At 57.4% G+C, this 15,626-nt stretch carries 14 protein-coding genes and 1 other annotated feature; of the genes, 11 read left to right on the top strand and 3 right to left on the bottom strand.

From position 1 onward, the window contains the following. Positions 1-22 precede the first annotated feature (22 nt). Entirely contained in the window at positions 23-1,216 is a 1,194-nt protein-coding gene (gene acrA / locus IM271_RS08795) for a multidrug efflux RND transporter periplasmic adaptor subunit AcrA (protein ID WP_041911060.1), read from the bottom strand. 141 nt (positions 1,217-1,357) lie between these two features. Here acrA and acrR point away from each other — a divergent pair, with 141 nt between their 5' ends. After that, positions 1,358-2,011: a multidrug efflux transporter transcriptional repressor AcrR gene (gene acrR / locus IM271_RS08790; protein ID WP_063942740.1), complete on the top strand. Its 654-nt coding sequence runs from the start codon at positions 1,358-1,360 to the stop codon at positions 2,009-2,011. A 112-nt stretch (positions 2,012-2,123) separates the two neighbouring features. Then, a complete protein-coding gene (mscK, locus tag IM271_RS08785; RefSeq protein WP_192986286.1) occupies positions 2,124-5,471 on the top strand; it encodes a mechanosensitive channel MscK in 3,348 nt (1,115 codons plus the stop codon). A gap of 1 nt (position 5,472) precedes the next feature. Here the strand turns inward: mscK and rsmS are convergent, their stop codons facing one another. Both rsmS and priC read right to left on the bottom strand, forming a co-directional pair. After that, positions 5,473-5,649, bottom strand: coding sequence for a pleiotropic regulatory protein RsmS (rsmS, locus tag IM271_RS08780; protein WP_032644839.1), 177 nt, complete (start codon positions 5,647-5,649; stop codon positions 5,473-5,475). A gap of 14 nt (positions 5,650-5,663) precedes the next feature. Further along, a complete protein-coding gene (gene priC / locus IM271_RS08775) occupies positions 5,664-6,191 on the bottom strand; it encodes a primosomal replication protein N'' (protein ID WP_045259917.1) in 528 nt (175 codons plus the stop codon). Positions 6,192-6,241: 50 nt separating this feature from the next. On the opposite strand from priC, the gene IM271_RS08770 reads away from it, so the two are divergent. The 9 genes from IM271_RS08770 (at position 6,242) to IM271_RS08730 (ending at position 15,610) form a co-directional block, all read left to right on the top strand. Beyond that, on the top strand, positions 6,242-6,619 hold the full coding sequence (locus IM271_RS08770) for a DUF454 family protein (RefSeq protein WP_028012194.1): 378 nt from the start codon (positions 6,242-6,244) through the stop codon (positions 6,617-6,619). A 151-nt stretch (positions 6,620-6,770) separates the two neighbouring features. Further along, on the top strand, positions 6,771-7,322 hold the full coding sequence (apt, locus tag IM271_RS08765; RefSeq protein ID WP_059357444.1) for an adenine phosphoribosyltransferase: 552 nt from the start codon (positions 6,771-6,773) through the stop codon (positions 7,320-7,322). A gap of 88 nt (positions 7,323-7,410) precedes the next feature. Then, positions 7,411-9,339, top strand: coding sequence for a DNA polymerase III subunit gamma/tau (dnaX, locus tag IM271_RS08760; RefSeq protein ID WP_193052459.1), 1,929 nt, complete (start codon positions 7,411-7,413; stop codon positions 9,337-9,339). After that, positions 8,669-8,733, top strand: a sequence feature (DnaX frameshifting element). It overlaps the preceding gene by 65 nt. A gap of 54 nt (positions 9,340-9,393) precedes the next feature. After that, positions 9,394-9,726 (top strand): YbaB/EbfC family nucleoid-associated protein, encoded by a 333-nt coding sequence (locus IM271_RS08755; RefSeq protein ID WP_003858972.1) that lies wholly within the window; start codon positions 9,394-9,396, stop codon positions 9,724-9,726. Then, positions 9,726-10,331: a recombination mediator RecR gene (recR, locus tag IM271_RS08750; protein ID WP_006809843.1), complete on the top strand. Its 606-nt coding sequence runs from the start codon at positions 9,726-9,728 to the stop codon at positions 10,329-10,331. The genes IM271_RS08755 and recR overlap by 1 nt, the downstream gene beginning before the upstream one ends. 110 nt (positions 10,332-10,441) lie before the next feature. Then, positions 10,442-12,316: a molecular chaperone HtpG gene (htpG, locus tag IM271_RS08745; RefSeq protein ID WP_045259919.1), complete on the top strand. Its 1,875-nt coding sequence runs from the start codon at positions 10,442-10,444 to the stop codon at positions 12,314-12,316. A gap of 195 nt (positions 12,317-12,511) precedes the next feature. Then, on the top strand, positions 12,512-13,156 hold the full coding sequence (gene adk, locus IM271_RS08740; RefSeq protein WP_006809841.1) for an adenylate kinase: 645 nt from the start codon (positions 12,512-12,514) through the stop codon (positions 13,154-13,156). A gap of 124 nt (positions 13,157-13,280) precedes the next feature. Next, positions 13,281-14,243 carry a ferrochelatase gene (hemH, locus tag IM271_RS08735; protein WP_193052458.1) on the top strand — a complete coding sequence of 321 codons (963 nt, stop codon included), beginning with the start codon at positions 13,281-13,283 and terminating at the stop codon, positions 14,241-14,243. 62 nt (positions 14,244-14,305) lie between these two features. Further along, positions 14,306-15,610 carry an inosine/guanosine kinase gene (locus IM271_RS08730; protein WP_045260696.1) on the top strand — a complete coding sequence of 435 codons (1,305 nt, stop codon included), beginning with the start codon at positions 14,306-14,308 and terminating at the stop codon, positions 15,608-15,610. Positions 15,611-15,626 lie beyond the last annotated feature (16 nt).

Raw genomic sequence — 15,626 nt, 5'->3', positions numbered from 1 at the left:
GTCTTAACGGCTCCTGTTTAAGTTAAGACTTGGTTTGTTCTGACTGGCCAGCGGCCGAAGCTTGTTGTTTATCGTCAGATGTCACTTCCTGTGCTTTTACCTGCGCGCCAGGACGTACTTTTTGCAAACCAGTAACAATCACGCGATCGCCATCTTTCAGACCTTCCGTCACCAGCCATTTATCGCCAATCGCCTGCGTGGCGGTGATATTGCGCGTTTCGACTTTGTTATCTGCCCCAACAACCAGTGCGCTCGCATCGCCGCGTGGCGTACGGGTTACACCCTGCTGTGGAACAAGAAGTGCGGTTGGATTCGTTCCTTCTTCCAGACGCGCGCGAACGAACATACCCGGCAGCAGATTTTTGTCAGGGTTCGGGAAAATCGCACGTAAGGTGATGGAACCGGTGGTCTGGTCGACCGTCACATCAGAGAATTCCAGAGTACCTTCCTGCGGGAACTTGATACCGTCGTTGGTAACCAGCTCCACTTTGGCTTTGCCGTTTTCCTGTTTCAGGGTGCCGTTAGCCAGCTCCTGTTTCAGGCGCAGGAAATCGTTGCTGGACTGCGTCACGTCAACGTAGATCGGATCAAGCTGCTGCACGGTAGCCAGCGCAGTGGTCTGCCCGTTCTGCACCAGCGCCCCTTCCGTCACGGAAGATTTACCAATACGACCGCTGATAGGGGAGGTCACTTTGGTATAGGCCAGGTTAATGCGTGCAGTTTCGACAGCCGCTTTGGCTGCTACCACGGCCGCGTTAGCCTGCTGGGCATCTGCCAGCGCGGTATCGTAATCCTGTTGGCTGATGTACTTCGTGCCGAGCAGTTTCTGGTAGCGGTTCAGCGTCAGCTGGGCAATTTTTGCCGCGGCTTGTGCTTTAGCCAGGTCACCTTTCGCGCTTTCATAAGAAGCCTGATAGGTCGCGGGATCAATCTGATACAGAGACTCACCGGCCTTCACATCGCCGCCTTCGGTAAAGTTACGTTTCAGGATAATGCCGCTAACCTGAGGACGCACTTCCGCAATGCGGTAAGCGTTTGTACGGCCTGGTAATTCTGTGGTGATCTGCAGAGGTTCAGATTTGAGTGTCACAACGCCGACTTCTGGCGCCTGCTGAGCTCCTTGTTGAGCCGGTTTGTCGTCACATCCTGTAAGCGCTAAGCTGCCTGAGAGCATCAGAACGACCGCCAGAGGCGTTAACCCTCTGTTTTTGTTCATATGTAAACCTCGAGTGTCCGATTTCAAATTGATCAAGGGTCCTGAGTCTAAAAACCCATTGCTGCGTTTATATTATCGTCATGCTATGGTACATACATTCACAAATGTATGTAAATCTGACTCCTGTAAATTCACCCACCTATGGCACGAAAAACTAAACAACAAGCGCTGGAAACCCGACAACACATTCTGGATGTGGCAATACGTTTGTTCTCTCAGCAGGGTGTTTCTTCTACCTCGCTGGCGCAAATTGCTCAGGCTGCCGGTGTGACGCGGGGAGCGATTTACTGGCATTTTAAAGACAAGTCAGATCTGTTCAGTGAAATCTGGGAGCTTTCAGAGTCCAGCATTAGCGATCTCGAGAGTGAGTATCGGGCAAAATTCCCTGACGATCCACTCTCAGTATTAAGAGAAATATTAGTATATATCCTTGAAGCAACGGTAGTTGAAGAGCGTCGCAGATTAATGATGGAAATTATCTTTCATAAATGTGAGTTCGTGGGCGAGATGGCGGTGGTGCAACAAGCGCAGCGCAGCCTCAGCCTGGAGAGCTACGATCGTATCGAACAGAACCTGAACCTGTGTATGCAGGCAAAGCTGTTACCGGCCAATTTACTCACCCGCCGGGCGGCCATCCTGATGCGCAGCTACATTTCAGGTCTGATGGAAAACTGGCTTTTTGCGCCGCAATCCTTTGACCTCAAAGAGGAAGCCCGCAGCTACGTGGCGGTTTTACTGGAAATGCTACAGCTCTGCCCGACGCTGCGCAGCGACGCGCTTTCGCTCACGGCCTGAGTCCTTCCAGGATTTATCTCAGAGGCTTACGTTCTCGCTATTCTGCTTCTGACGAGCGTGATATTCTTCACGCCGGACTATTTTCGGTCATCTGCTGACATCATTCACAACTATGCTGCCCATCAATCGCTCGCAACATCCTGTATTTGCATTGCTCTTTGCTATGCTGTTTTTCTTCGCCACGGCGCCGCTGACCTGGGCCCGCGCCGACAACAGTAACGATATCCCCACGCGCGCTGATGTTCAGTCGCAGCTCGACACGCTGAATAAACAAAAAGAACTCTCTCCTCAGGAAAAACTGACGCAGCAGGATCTGACGGAAACGCTGGAAACGCTGGATAAAATTGAACGCGTTAAGGCTGAAACTGCACAGCTTCGTCAGAAGGTGGCGCAGGCGCCGGAGAACATGCGTAAGGCCACGGAAGCGCTAAGCGCACTAAGCGACGTCGATAACGACGATGAAACGCGCAAAACGCTCTCCACGCTCTCCTTACGCCAGCTGGAATCGCGCGTCGCGCAATTGCTCGACGATCTGCAAACCGCACAGTCTGACCTCGCGACCTACAACAGTCAGCTCGTCTCCCTGCAAACCCAGCCCGAGCGCGTGCAAAACGCGATGTACGCCGCGTCTCAGCAGCTGCAGCAGATCCGCAACCGCCTGAACGGCACGACGGTAGGGGAGGGCACGCTGCGCCCGACCCAGCAAACCCTGCTGCTGGTTCAGCAGTCGCTGCTCAATGCGCAAATTGAACAGCAGCGTAAAAGCCTGGAAGGGAATACGGTGCTGCAGGACACGCTCCAGAAGCAGCGTGATTACGTGACGGCGAATATTAATCGTCTGGAGCATCAGCTTCAGCTGTTGCAGGAGGCGGTAAACAGCAAACGCCTGACCCTGACGGAAAAAACCGCTCAGGAAGCCGTCTCGCCGGACGAAACTGCCCGCATTCAGGCCAACCCGCTGGTGAAACAGGAGCTTGAAGCTAACCACCAGCTCAGCCAGCGCCTGATACTGGCGACGGAAAGCGGCAACTCGCTGGTTCAGCAAAATATCAAAGTGAAGAACTGGCTGGATCGCGCGCTGCAGGCGGAACGCAACATTAAAGAGCAGATCGCGGTTCTGAAGGGCAGCCTCCTGCTGTCGCGTATTCTCTACCAGCAGCAGCAGACGCTGCCGTCTGCCGACGAGCTGGAGGACATGACCAACCGCATTGCGGATTTACGTCTGGAACAGTTTGACGTCAACCAGCAACGCGATGCCCTTTTCCAGAGTGATGCCTTCGTCGCCAAAATTGAAGAGGGGCACTCCAGTGACGTAAACCCGGAAGTGCATGACGCGCTGCTCCAGGTGGTGGATATGCGCCGTGAACTGCTGGACCAGCTCAATAAACAGCTGGGCAACCAGCTGATGATGGCGATTAACCTGCAGATCAACCAGCAGCAGCTGGTCAGCGTGTCAAAAAGCCTGCAGGAGATTTTGACGCAGCAGATTTTCTGGGTGAACAGCAATAAGCCGATGGACTGGGACTGGATTAAGTCCTTCCCGGAGACGCTGAAAACGCAGATTAAGAGCATGAAAATCACCGTGAACTGGGAGAAAGCCTGGCCTGCGGTAATGATTGCTTTCCTGGCGGGCTTACCGCTGCTGCTGATTGCCGGTCTGATCCGCTGGCGTTTGAAATGGCTGAAACAGTACCAGGCGAAGCTGGCCTCGGAAGTGGGGCAACTGCGTAACGACAGCCAGCTCCATACGCCAAAAGCGATTCTGATCGATCTCATTCGCGCGCTGCCGGTGTGCCTGATTATTCTGGCCGTGGGCCTGATCCTGCTCACGATGCAGCTTAACGTCAGCGATCTGCTCTGGGCGTTCAGTAAAAAACTGGCGCTGTTCTGGCTGGTATTTGGCGTGTGCTGGAAGGTGCTCGAAAAAGACGGCGTGGCGGTGCGTCACTTCAACATGCCGGCTCAGCTGACCAGCCACTGGCGTCGCCAGATTGTGCGCGTCAGCCTGGCGCTCCTGCCGCTGCACTTCTGGTCGGTAGTCTCCGAGCTTTCCCCGCTGCATCTGATGGATGATGTGCTGGGTCAACTGGTCATTCTGCTCAACCTGCTGCTGATTGCGATCCTGATGTGGCCGATGTGCCGTGACAGCTGGCGCGATAAGGAGTCCCACAATATCCGTCTGGCCACCGTGACGGTGCTGGCGATCATTCCGCTGGCGCTGATGGTGCTTACGGCAACGGGCTACTTCTACACCACGCTGCGCCTGTCCGGGCGCTGGATCGAGACGGTCTATCTGGTGATCGTCTGGAACCTGCTCTATCAGACCGTGCTGCGCGGCTTAAGCGTCGCGGCCCGCCGCATTGCTTACCGTCGTGCCATTGCGCGTCGTCAGCATCAGGTGAAAGAGGGGGCCGAAGGCGCGGAGCCGCAGGAAGAGCCGACCATCGCGCTGGAGCAGGTTAACCAGCAGACGCTGCGTATCACCATGCTGGTGATGATCGCGCTGTTTGCGGTGATGTTCTGGGCGATCTGGTCTGATTTAATTACCGTCTTCGCCTATCTCGACAGCATTACCCTCTGGCAGTACAACGGTACCGAAGCCGGCGCGGCGGTGATGAAAAGCGTCACCATGGGCAGCCTGCTGTTTGCGCTGGTGTCGTCGGTGGTGGCCTGGGCGCTGATTCGTAACCTGCCGGGTCTGCTGGAAGTGCTGGTGCTCTCAAGGCTGAACCTGCGCCAGGGGGCGTCTTACGCCATCACCACCATCCTGAATTACGTCATCATTATCGTCGGGGCGATGACGGTATTCGGCTCGCTGGGCGTCTCGTGGGATAAACTGCAGTGGCTGGCGGCGGCCCTCTCGGTCGGTCTTGGTTTTGGCCTGCAGGAGATCTTCGGTAACTTTGTCTCCGGCCTGATTATCCTCTTCGAACGTCCGGTGCGTATCGGCGATACCGTCACCATCGGCACGTTCTCCGGGACCGTCAGCAAGATCCGAATTCGTGCGACCACCATCACCGACTTCGATCGCAAAGAGGTGATCATCCCGAACAAAGCGTTCGTGACCGAGCGTCTGATCAACTGGTCGCTCTCTGATACGGTGACGCGCGTGGTGATCCGCCTGGGCGTAGCCTATGGATCGGATCTGGATAAGGTGAAAGAGGTGCTGCTGAAGGCGGCGTCTGAGCATCCGAAAGTGATGCACGATCCTGCCCCGGCTGTGTTCTTCACCACCTTTGGGCCGAGTACGCTGGATCACGAGCTGCGTTTATACGTGCGCGAGCTGCGCGACCGCAGCTACACGGTGGATGAGCTTAACCGCTCTATCGATCGCCTGTGCCGTGAAAACGATATTAATATCGCCTTCAACCAGCTTGAGGTTCACCTGCGTAACGAGAAAGGTGATGAGCATACGGAAGTGAAGCGCGACATTAAGGGCGACGACCCGACTCCGGCTTAATCTATTTTCCCTCTCCCACGGGGAGAGGGTTAGGGTGAGGGGGAAGTTTCCCCTCAAAATCCCGCCGCACAATCTCCAGCGCTTTAAGCACCGTCCCGGCGGGGATCTCATGATTCTCCAGCAGCATAATCAAATCGACGGCCAGCTTGACCTCATCGGGTGCATTTTCCAGTGACATAAATGTGGCTCCAGTTAACGGGTCAGGCGTTCAATCACGCGTTCAATCTCATCCAGCGCCTGACGGCAGCGGACGATGCGGCCTTCCAGCGCGCTAATCTCGCGCATCAATAGCTGCTGCTCTTCCAGCGTTTCGCTGTTGTTCAGGCGGGCTTCGCGCTCGCGCTTCATCTCAAACAGACGCCGCTCAAACTCCTGGTTCTCCAGCCGCTTGCGCTGCCATTTTCCCAGCCCAGGCGAGGCGCTGTCCCACGTCCGTAGCGGCCAGGCGGCGATTTCGCGGTGCAGGGCGGTGATCTGCTCGGTAAGATGCTCCGCAAGCCACACCACCTGTTCCTGCTGTTCACTCTCAACCGCGTGGCGAAGCTCATCGAGGTTGGTCTGCATCTCAGCAAGGTAATCCTGAATGACGGTGCTGCGGGTGCGGAAAAGCTGCCGGTCAAAGCGCGGTTTCAGCGTGGCGTGTCCCATCAGCGGCGTGGCCTGCGCCCGCAGAGCGATCAGCTGATTTTGCAGCTTCTCAAGAAGCAGTGCTGTTTTCAATGCGCTCTCCAGTGGTAAAGTAGCCGTTCAGTTTGATAACGATTCGCATTATGCAGCGTACTATTTTAATCATCATTGGCTGGCTCGCGGTAGTGCTGGGTACGCTAGGTGTGGTTTTGCCCTTGCTGCCGACCACCCCGTTTATCCTGCTGGCCGCCTGGTGCTTCGCCCGCTCGTCGCCGCGTTTTCACCACTGGCTGCTGTACCGCTCGTGGTTTGGCGGCTACCTGCGGCACTGGCAAAAACACCGGGCCATGCCGCCCGGGGCCAAGCCGCGCGCCATTGCCTTTATCCTGATCACCTTCGCCGTTTCGTTATGGCTGGTGAACATGATGTGGGTGCGTATTCTGCTGCTGGCGATCCTGGCCTGCCTGCTGATCTTCATGTGGCGGATCCCCGTGGTTGATGAAAAGCAACAAAAGCACTGAAGCCTCATCATGGCGGTTGCAATTATGGCGCGCAGCCAGTAAATTCGACCGTTTTCGAGCACAGGTGCGCCTGGTCAAAGGTTAAACAACTGTTACTTTGACCGACTCGTCGCGCGCCGTGAGTAACACTGTTTCATTTAGGCACAAACCGATGACCGCAACTGCACAGCAGCTTGAATATCTGAAAAATAGCATCAAAAGTATCCAGGACTATCCAAAGCCTGGCATTCTTTTCCGTGATGTCACCAGCTTGCTGGAAGACCCGAAAGCGTACGCGCTCAGCATTGAACTGCTGGTGGAGCGTTATAAAAACGCCGGGATCACCAAAGTAGTAGGTACCGAAGCCCGCGGCTTCCTTTTTGGCGCACCGGTTGCGCTGGCGATGGGCGTGGGTTTTGTGCCGGTGCGTAAGCCGCGCAAACTGCCGCGTGAAACCATCGCCGAGAGCTACGAGCTGGAGTACGGCACCGATCAGCTGGAAATCCACGTTGACGCGATCAAGCCTGGCGACAAAGTGCTGGTGGTTGACGATCTGCTGGCAACCGGCGGCACCATCGAAGCGACCGTCAAGCTGATCCGCCGTCTGGGTGGGGAAGTGACCGACGCGGCCTTCATCATCAACCTGTTCGATCTTGGCGGTGAACAGCGCCTGGCAAAACAGGGTATTACCAGCTACAGCCTGGTGCCTTTCCCGGGTCATTAATCCCGGTTTTCACAACCTCGCTCAATGGGTGAGGTTGTGATAGCATTCCCCTCCATAAATTCACCTTCCAGCGTTGCAGAGCCTGCCCATGAGTTATCAGGTGTTAGCCCGTAAATGGCGACCACAAACCTTTGCTGACGTTGTCGGTCAGGAACATGTGCTGACGGCCCTGGCGAACGGCTTGTCGCTAGGTCGCATCCATCACGCCTATCTTTTTTCCGGCACCCGCGGCGTCGGTAAGACTTCTATTGCCCGTCTGCTGGCGAAAGGTCTGAACTGCGAAACCGGGATCACCGCCACCCCGTGCGGCGTGTGTGACAACTGCCGCGAGATCGAGCAGGGGCGTTTTGTCGATCTGATCGAGATCGACGCCGCCTCGCGTACCAAGGTGGAAGACACCCGCGATCTGCTCGACAACGTCCAGTACGCCCCTGCGCGCGGCCGCTTCAAGGTCTACCTGATCGATGAAGTGCACATGCTGTCGCGCCACAGCTTTAACGCCCTGCTGAAAACGCTGGAAGAGCCGCCCGCGCACGTTAAATTCCTGCTGGCGACCACCGATCCGCAAAAGCTGCCGGTCACCATCCTGTCGCGCTGCCTGCAGTTCCACCTGAAGGCGTTGGACGTTGAGCAGATCCGCGCTCAGCTTGAGCACATCCTTGACGAAGAGAAGATCGTTCACGAGCCGCGCGCCCTGCAACTGCTGGCCCGCGCGGCTGACGGCAGCCTGCGTGATGCGCTAAGCCTGACCGACCAGGCGATTGCCAGCGGTGACGGCAAGCTCTCGACCGAAGCGGTCAGCACCATGCTCGGCACGCTGGATGACGATCAGGCGCTGTCGCTCATCGAAGCGATGATTGCCGCCAACGGTGAGCGCGTGATGTCGCTGGTGAACGCGGCCGCTGCCCGCGGTATTGAGTGGGAAGCGCTGCTGGTCGAGATGCTCAGCCTGCTGCACCGCGTGGCGATGCTGCAACTGTCCCCGTCGGCCATTGGCGCGGACATGGCGACCATTGAGCAGCGGATGCGTGAACTTGCGCGCACCGTGCCGCCTGCCGACGTGCAGCTGTATTACCAGACGCTGCTGATTGGCCGCAAAGAGTTACCGTTCGCGCCGGACCCCAGGATGGGCGTCGAAATGACGCTGCTGCGTGCGCTGGCGTTCCACCCGCGCATGCCGTTGCCGGAACCGGAAGCGCCGCGGCAGTCTTTTGCCCCGGTCGCCCCTACGGCGGTGATGTCACCGCAGCAGATGCCACCGCAGCCGACGCCGCCGCCACAGCAAAATGTGCCGCTGTCGGATGCCACCAGTTCGGTGCTTGCCGCACGCAGCCAACTGCAGCGTGCGCAGGGAGTAACCAAACCAAAAAAGAGTGAACCGGCAGCGCCAGGAAGAGCGCGGCCGGTGAACAACGCCGCGCTTGAACGACTGGCCTCGGTAACGGAGCGCGTACAGTCGCGTCCGGCACCGTCCGCGCTCGAGCAGAAAGCCCCGGTGAAAGAAGAGGCTTACCGCTGGAAGGCGACCACCGTTGTTGAAACGGTCAAGGAAGTGGTCGCCACGCCGAAAGCGCTGAAAAAGGCGCTGGAGCATGAAAAAACGCCGGAGCTTTCCGCTAAGCTCGCCGAAGAATCTATCGCGCGCGACGCCTGGGCCGCTGAGGTCAGCAAACTGCAACTGCCGAAGCTGGTGGAGCAGGTCGCGCTGAACGCCTGGAAAGAGCAGGACGGCAATCAGGTGCGTCTGCACCTGCGTCCGGGCCAGCGGCACCTCAATTCCCCTGGCGCGCAAAAGGCGCTGGCCGAGGCGCTTGCTGCTTTACAGGGTTCACCGGTTGAATTGACTATCATTGAAGATGATAATCCGGCAGTGAAAACGCCGCTCGAGTGGCGCCAGGCCATTTATGAAGAGAAGCTCGCGCAGGCGCGCGAGGCAATTATTGCGGATAACAACATTCAGACCCTGCGCCGGTTCTTCGACGCCGATCTGGATGAAGAGAGTATTCGCCCCATTTGATCGTGAGTCTGACTTACGGTTGTAATCCTTAAACGTGAAAGAAGAGAGAAGCCTATGTTTGGTGGAAAAGGCGGTCTGGGTGGCCTGATGAAGCAGGCTCAGCAGATGCAGGAAAAAATGCAGAAGATGCAGGAAGAGATCGCTCAGCTGGAAGTCACGGGTGAATCCGGTGCCGGTCTGGTCAAGGTGACCATCAACGGTGCGCACAACTGCCGTCGCGTTGAAATCGACCCGAGCCTGCTCGAAGACGACAAAGAGATGCTGGAAGATCTGGTTGCAGCCGCGTTTAACGATGCCGCTCGCCGTATCGACGAAACCCAGAAAGAGAAAATGGCCTCTGTTTCCAGCGGTATGCAACTGCCGCCGGGCTTTAAGATGCCGTTCTGATGCAAACCAGTCCGCTGCTCACGCAGTTAATGGAAGCACTGCGCTGCCTGCCGGGCGTTGGCCCGAAGTCGGCGCAGCGCATGGCGTTTACGCTATTGCAGCGCGACCGCAGCGGCGGGATGCGCCTGGCGCAGGCTCTGACCCGCGCCATGTCAGAAATTGGTCACTGTGCGGATTGCCGGACCTTTACCGAGCAGGACGTGTGTAACATCTGTACGAACCCGCGTCGTCAGGAAAACGGTCAGATTTGCGTGGTGGAGAGTCCGGCGGACATCTACGCCATCGAACAAACCGGGCAGTTTTCCGGCCGCTACTTTGTGCTGATGGGGCATCTCTCCCCGCTGGACGGCATTGGCCCGGACGATATCGGTCTCGATCGCCTTGAACAGCGTCTTGAGTCCGAAACCATCAAAGAGGTGATCCTCGCCACCAACCCGACGGTGGAAGGGGAGGCAACCGCCAACTATATCGCCGAGCTGTGCGCGCAGTACGGCGTTGACGCCAGCCGCATCGCCCACGGCGTGCCGGTCGGCGGCGAGCTGGAGATGGTCGACGGCACCACGCTGTCGCACTCGCTGGCCGGACGACACAAGATTATTTTCTGACCAAACGGAGGCTGCGCGCGCGGCCTCCGCTTGAAAATTTCCCCCCTTATCCCCATCTCTCACTCAACGTTTTACAACCCCATTAAATGGCATTGTTGAGGTCGACTTAGATGAAAGGACAAGAAACCCGTGGTTTCCAGTCAGAAGTAAAACAGCTTCTGCACCTGATGATCCATTCCCTGTATTCCAACAAAGAAATTTTCCTGCGTGAGCTGATTTCCAACGCCTCCGATGCGGCGGACAAGCTGCGCTTCCGCGCGCTGTCCAACCCGGATCTGTATGAAGGCGACGGCGAGCTGCGCGTGCGCGTCTCTTTCAACAAAGAGAACCGCACCCTGACCATCGCTGATAACGGCATCGGGATGAACCGCGACGAGGTGATCGACCACCTTGGCACCATCGCTAAATCCGGCACCAAAGCGTTCCTGGAGTCCATGGGCTCTGACCAGGCGAAAGACAGCCAGCTGATTGGCCAGTTCGGCGTAGGCTTCTACTCGGCGTTCATCGTGGCGGACAAAGTCACCGTGCGCACCCGTGCCGCGGGCGACAGCGCTGAGAACGGCGTGCTGTGGGAATCCAAAGGGGAAGGCGAATACACCGTTGATGACATCACCAAAGCGGATCGCGGCACCGAAATCACCCTCCACCTGCGCGAAGGCGAAGACGATTTCCTGAACGACTGGCGCGTACGCTCCATCATCAGCAAATATTCCGACCACATCGCGCTGCCGGTTGAGATTGAAAAACAGGAAGAGAAAGACGGTGAAACCGTTGTTTCCTGGGAGAAAATCAACAAGGCGCAGGCGCTGTGGACGCGTAACAAGGCTGAAATCAAAGACGACGAGTACAACGAGTTTTATAAGCACATCGCCCACGACTTTACCGACCCGCTGACCTGGAGCCATAACCGCGTGGAAGGGAAGCAGGAGTACACCAGCCTGCTGTATATCCCGGCACAGGCGCCGTGGGACATGTGGAACCGCGATCACAAGCACGGCCTGAAGCTGTACGTGCAGCGCGTCTTCATCATGGACGACGCCGAGCAGTTCATGCCGAACTACCTGCGCTTTGTTCGTGGCCTGATAGACTCCAACGATCTGCCGCTGAACGTCTCCCGCGAAATCCTCCAGGACAGCACCGTCACACGTAATCTGCGTAACGCCCTGACCAAACGTGCGTTGCAGATGCTGGAAAAACTGGCGAAAGACGACGCGGAAAAATACCAGACCTTCTGGAAACAGTTCGGCCTGGTGCTGAAAGAAGGCCCGGCTGAAGACATGGCGAACGTTGAAACCATCGCCAAACTGCTGCGCTTCGCCTCTACGCATACCGACTCCTCCGCCCAGACCGTGTCGCTGGAAGAGTACGTCTCCCGCATGAAGGAAGGGCAGGAGAAGATCTACTACATCACCGCCGACAGCTATGCGGCAGCGAAGAGCAGCCCGCACCTGGAGCTGCTGCGTAAGAAAGGCATCGAAGTGCTGCTGCTTTCTGACCGCATCGACGAGTGGATGATGAACTACCTGACCGAGTTCGACGGTAAGGCGTTCCAGTCCGTTGCCAAAGCCGACGAGTCCATCGACAAGCTGGCGGATGAAGTGGACGAAAGCGCGAAAGAAGCCGAGAAGGCGCTTGAGCCGTTCGTTGAGCGTGTCAAAACTCTGCTGGGCGACCGCGTGAAAGAGGTAAGATTCACGCACCGTCTGACCGATACTCCGGCGATTGTCACCACCGATGCCGACGAAATGAGCACCCAGATGGCGAAGCTGTTCGCCGCGGCGGGCCAGGCCGTGCCGGAAGTGAAATATATCTTTGAGCTTAATCCGGATCATCCGCTGGTGAAACGCGCGGCGGATACCCAGGATGAAGCTCGCTTTGCCGAGTGGGTTGAACTCCTGCTGGATCAGTCCCTGCTGGCCGAGCGCGGCACCCTGGAAGATCCTAACCTGTTCATTAAACGTGTGAATGCGCTGCTGCTGGCGTAACTGACCACGTCTCCCCTGGTCTTCTCCCTCTCCCCGTGGGAGAGGGCCGGGGTGAGGGCACCAGACCGCACTCTCCCAAATTATCTCCCCCCATTAACCGTTTCAGCCTTCCCGCCTTCCTTGAGCCACGCCCGTTCTGGTGGTATTGTTTAGCGCTTTTGAAAAATTGAAACGACATTTGAGGGGATTTTCGCAATGCGTATTATTCTGCTTGGCGCTCCGGGCGCGGGTAAAGGAACTCAGGCTCAGTTCATCATGGAGAAATACGGTATTCCGCAAATCTCCACCGGTGACATGCTGCGCGCCGCTGTAAAATCTGGCTCCGAGCTGGGTAAACAAGCGAAAGACATCATGGACGCAGGCAAGCTGGTAACCGACGAGCTGGTTATCGCGCTGGTTAAAGAGCGCATTGCGCAAGAAGACTGCCGTAACGGTTTCCTGCTGGACGGCTTCCCGCGCACCATTCCTCAGGCTGACGCCATGAAAGAAGCGGGCATCAACGTGGACTACGTTCTGGAGTTCGACGTACCGGACGAGCTGATCGTTGACCGTATCGTTGGCCGTCGCGTGCACGCTGCCTCTGGCCGCGTTTACCACATCAAATTCAACCCGCCTAAGGTTGAAGGCAAAGACGACGTGACCGGCGAAGAGCTGACCACCCGTAAAGACGATCAGGAAGAGACCGTGCGTAAACGCCTGGTGGAATACCATCAGATGACCGCGCCGCTGATTGGCTACTACACCAAAGAAGCGCAGGCGGGTAACACCAAATACGCCAAAGTTGACGGCACCAAAGCCGTGGCTGACGTACGTGCAGAGCTGGAAAAAATCCTCGGCTAATCACGCGCCTCTCACCCGGGCTTCCGGGTGAGAAATATTCTCATCTTACCTATTACAGCAATGGGTTTCGTTTAAACGCATTTCCGCTACAATTGACAACCTATCAAATGGTTAAGAGGCGTGAATGAGTCAGGCGAAAACCGGCATCCTGCTTGCCAATCTGGGCACCCCAGAAGCACCCACTCCAGCGGCGGTAAAACGCTACCTGCGACAATTTTTAAGCGACACCCGCGTCGTGGATTTTCCGAGACTGCTGTGGTGGCCGCTGCTGCGTGGCGTCATTCTGCCGATTCGCTCTCCGCGCGTCGCCAAACTTTATCAGTCCGTCTGGATGGAAGAGGGCTCGCCGCTGATGGTGTACAGCCGTCGCCAGGAAAAAGCGCTGGCCGCCCGTCTGCCGGATATGCCCGTCGCACTCGGCATGAGCTACGGTAAACCTTCTCTGGAAAGCGCCGTCGATGCGCTGATGGCACAGGGCGTGGAGCATATCGTCGTGCTGGCCTTGTATCCGCAGTACTCCTGCTCGACGGTGGCCGCCGTCTGGGACGAGCTTGCCCGCATTCTGGCAACCCGCCGCCGCATTCCGGGAGTGACCTTTATTCGCGATTATGCGGATAACGACCTCTACATCAAGGCGCTTGCCAACAGCGCCCGAGCATCGTTTGAAAAGCACGGCGAACCGGATCTGCTGCTGCTCTCCTATCACGGTATTCCGCAGCGTTTCGCCAATGAAGGGGATGATTACCCCCAGCGCTGCCGGGATACCACCCGCGAGCTGGTCTCCGCCCTTGGCCTGCCGCCGGAGAAGGTGATGATGACCTTCCAGTCGCGCTTTGGCCGCGAGCCGTGGCTGACGCCGTACACCGATGAAACCCTCAAAATGCTCGGCGAGAAGGGCGTGAAGCACATTCAGGTGATGTCGCCGGGCTTCTCGGCGGACTGCCTTGAAACGCTGGAGGAGATCGCGGTGCAAAACCGGGAATTTTTCCTTGAGGCCGGCGGCGAAAAGTATGAGTACATTCCGGCGCTTAACGACTCACCTGAGCATATCGACATGATGGTCTCGCTGGTGACGAACAGCCGCTGATCGCACTCCGGGCCGGGTTTGTGCTACCATTCCCGGCCCATATTCTTCGTACAGTTCAGACCATGAAATTTCCCGGTAAACGCAAATCCAAACACTACTTTCCCGTCGATGCCCGCGATCCGCTTCTGCAGCAAATCCAGCCTGAAAATGAAACCAGCGCGGCCTGGGTTGTCGGTATCGACCAGACGCTGGTGGACATTGAAGCGAAAGTGGATGATGAGTTTGTCGCCCGTTACGGTCTGAGCGCCGGTCACTCGCTGGTGATTGAGGACGACGTTGCCGAAGCGCTGTACCAGGAGCTGGTGCGCGAAAATTTGATTACCCATCAGTTCGCTGGCGGCACCATCGGCAACACCATGCACAACTACTCGGTGCTGGCAGATGACCGCTCGGTGCTGCTCGGCGTGATGTGCAGCAATATTGAAATCGGTGGCTACGCCTACCGCTACCTGTGCAACACCTCCAGCCGCACCGATCTGAACTATCTCCAGGGCGTAGACGGGCCGATTGGCCGCTGCTTTACGCTGATCGGCGAATCCGGCGAGCGTACCTTTGCCATCAGCCCGGGCCACATGAACAAGCTGCGCGCGGAAAGCATTCCCGAAGAGGTGATCGCGGGCGCGTCTGCGCTGGTGCTGACCTCCTACCTGGTGCGCTGCAAGCCGGGCGAGCCGATGCCGGAAGCGACCATGAAGGCGATTGAGTACGCCAAAAAGTACGATGTGCCGGTAGTGTTAACCCTGGGCACCAAATTCGTGATTGCCGATAACCCGGAGTGGTGGCAGACCTTCCTGAAAGAGCACGTCTCGATTCTGGCGATGAACGAAGAAGAGGCCGAGGCGCTGACCGGTGAAAGCGATCCGCTGCTGGCGTCCGACAAAGCGCTGGACTGGGTGGATCTGGTGCTCTGCACCGCGGGTCCGGTTGGGCTGTATATGGCGGGCTTCACCGAAGAAGAGAGCAAGCGCAAAACCCAGCACCCGCTGCTGCCGGGGGCGATTGCGGAGTTCAACCAGTACGAGTTCAGCCGCGGCATGCGCCACAAAGACTGCGTGAATCCGCTGCGTATTTACTCCCACATTGCGCCGTATATGGGCGGGCCGGAGAAGATCATGAACACTAACGGCGCGGGCGACGGCGCGCTGGCCGCGCTGCTGCATGACATTACCGCGAACGCCTATCACAAAACTAACGTGCCGAACTCCAGCAAGCACAAGTTCAGCTGGCTGACCTATTCGTCGCTGGCGCAGGTGTGCAAGTACGCGAACCGCGTGAGCTACCAGGTGCTGAACCAGCATTCTCCACGCTTAACGCGTGGACTGCCGGAACGAGAAGACAGCCTCGAAGAGGCGTACTGGGACAGGTAAAAGCAAAACGGCAACC

The organism is Enterobacter cloacae complex sp. I3 (assembly GCF_014896175.1).
In the GTDB taxonomy this organism is placed as follows: domain Bacteria; phylum Pseudomonadota; class Gammaproteobacteria; order Enterobacterales; family Enterobacteriaceae; genus Enterobacter; species Enterobacter bugandensis.
The sequence above is the reverse complement of the archived record's forward strand: the minus strand, read 5'-3'. Positions and strand labels throughout refer to the sequence as shown.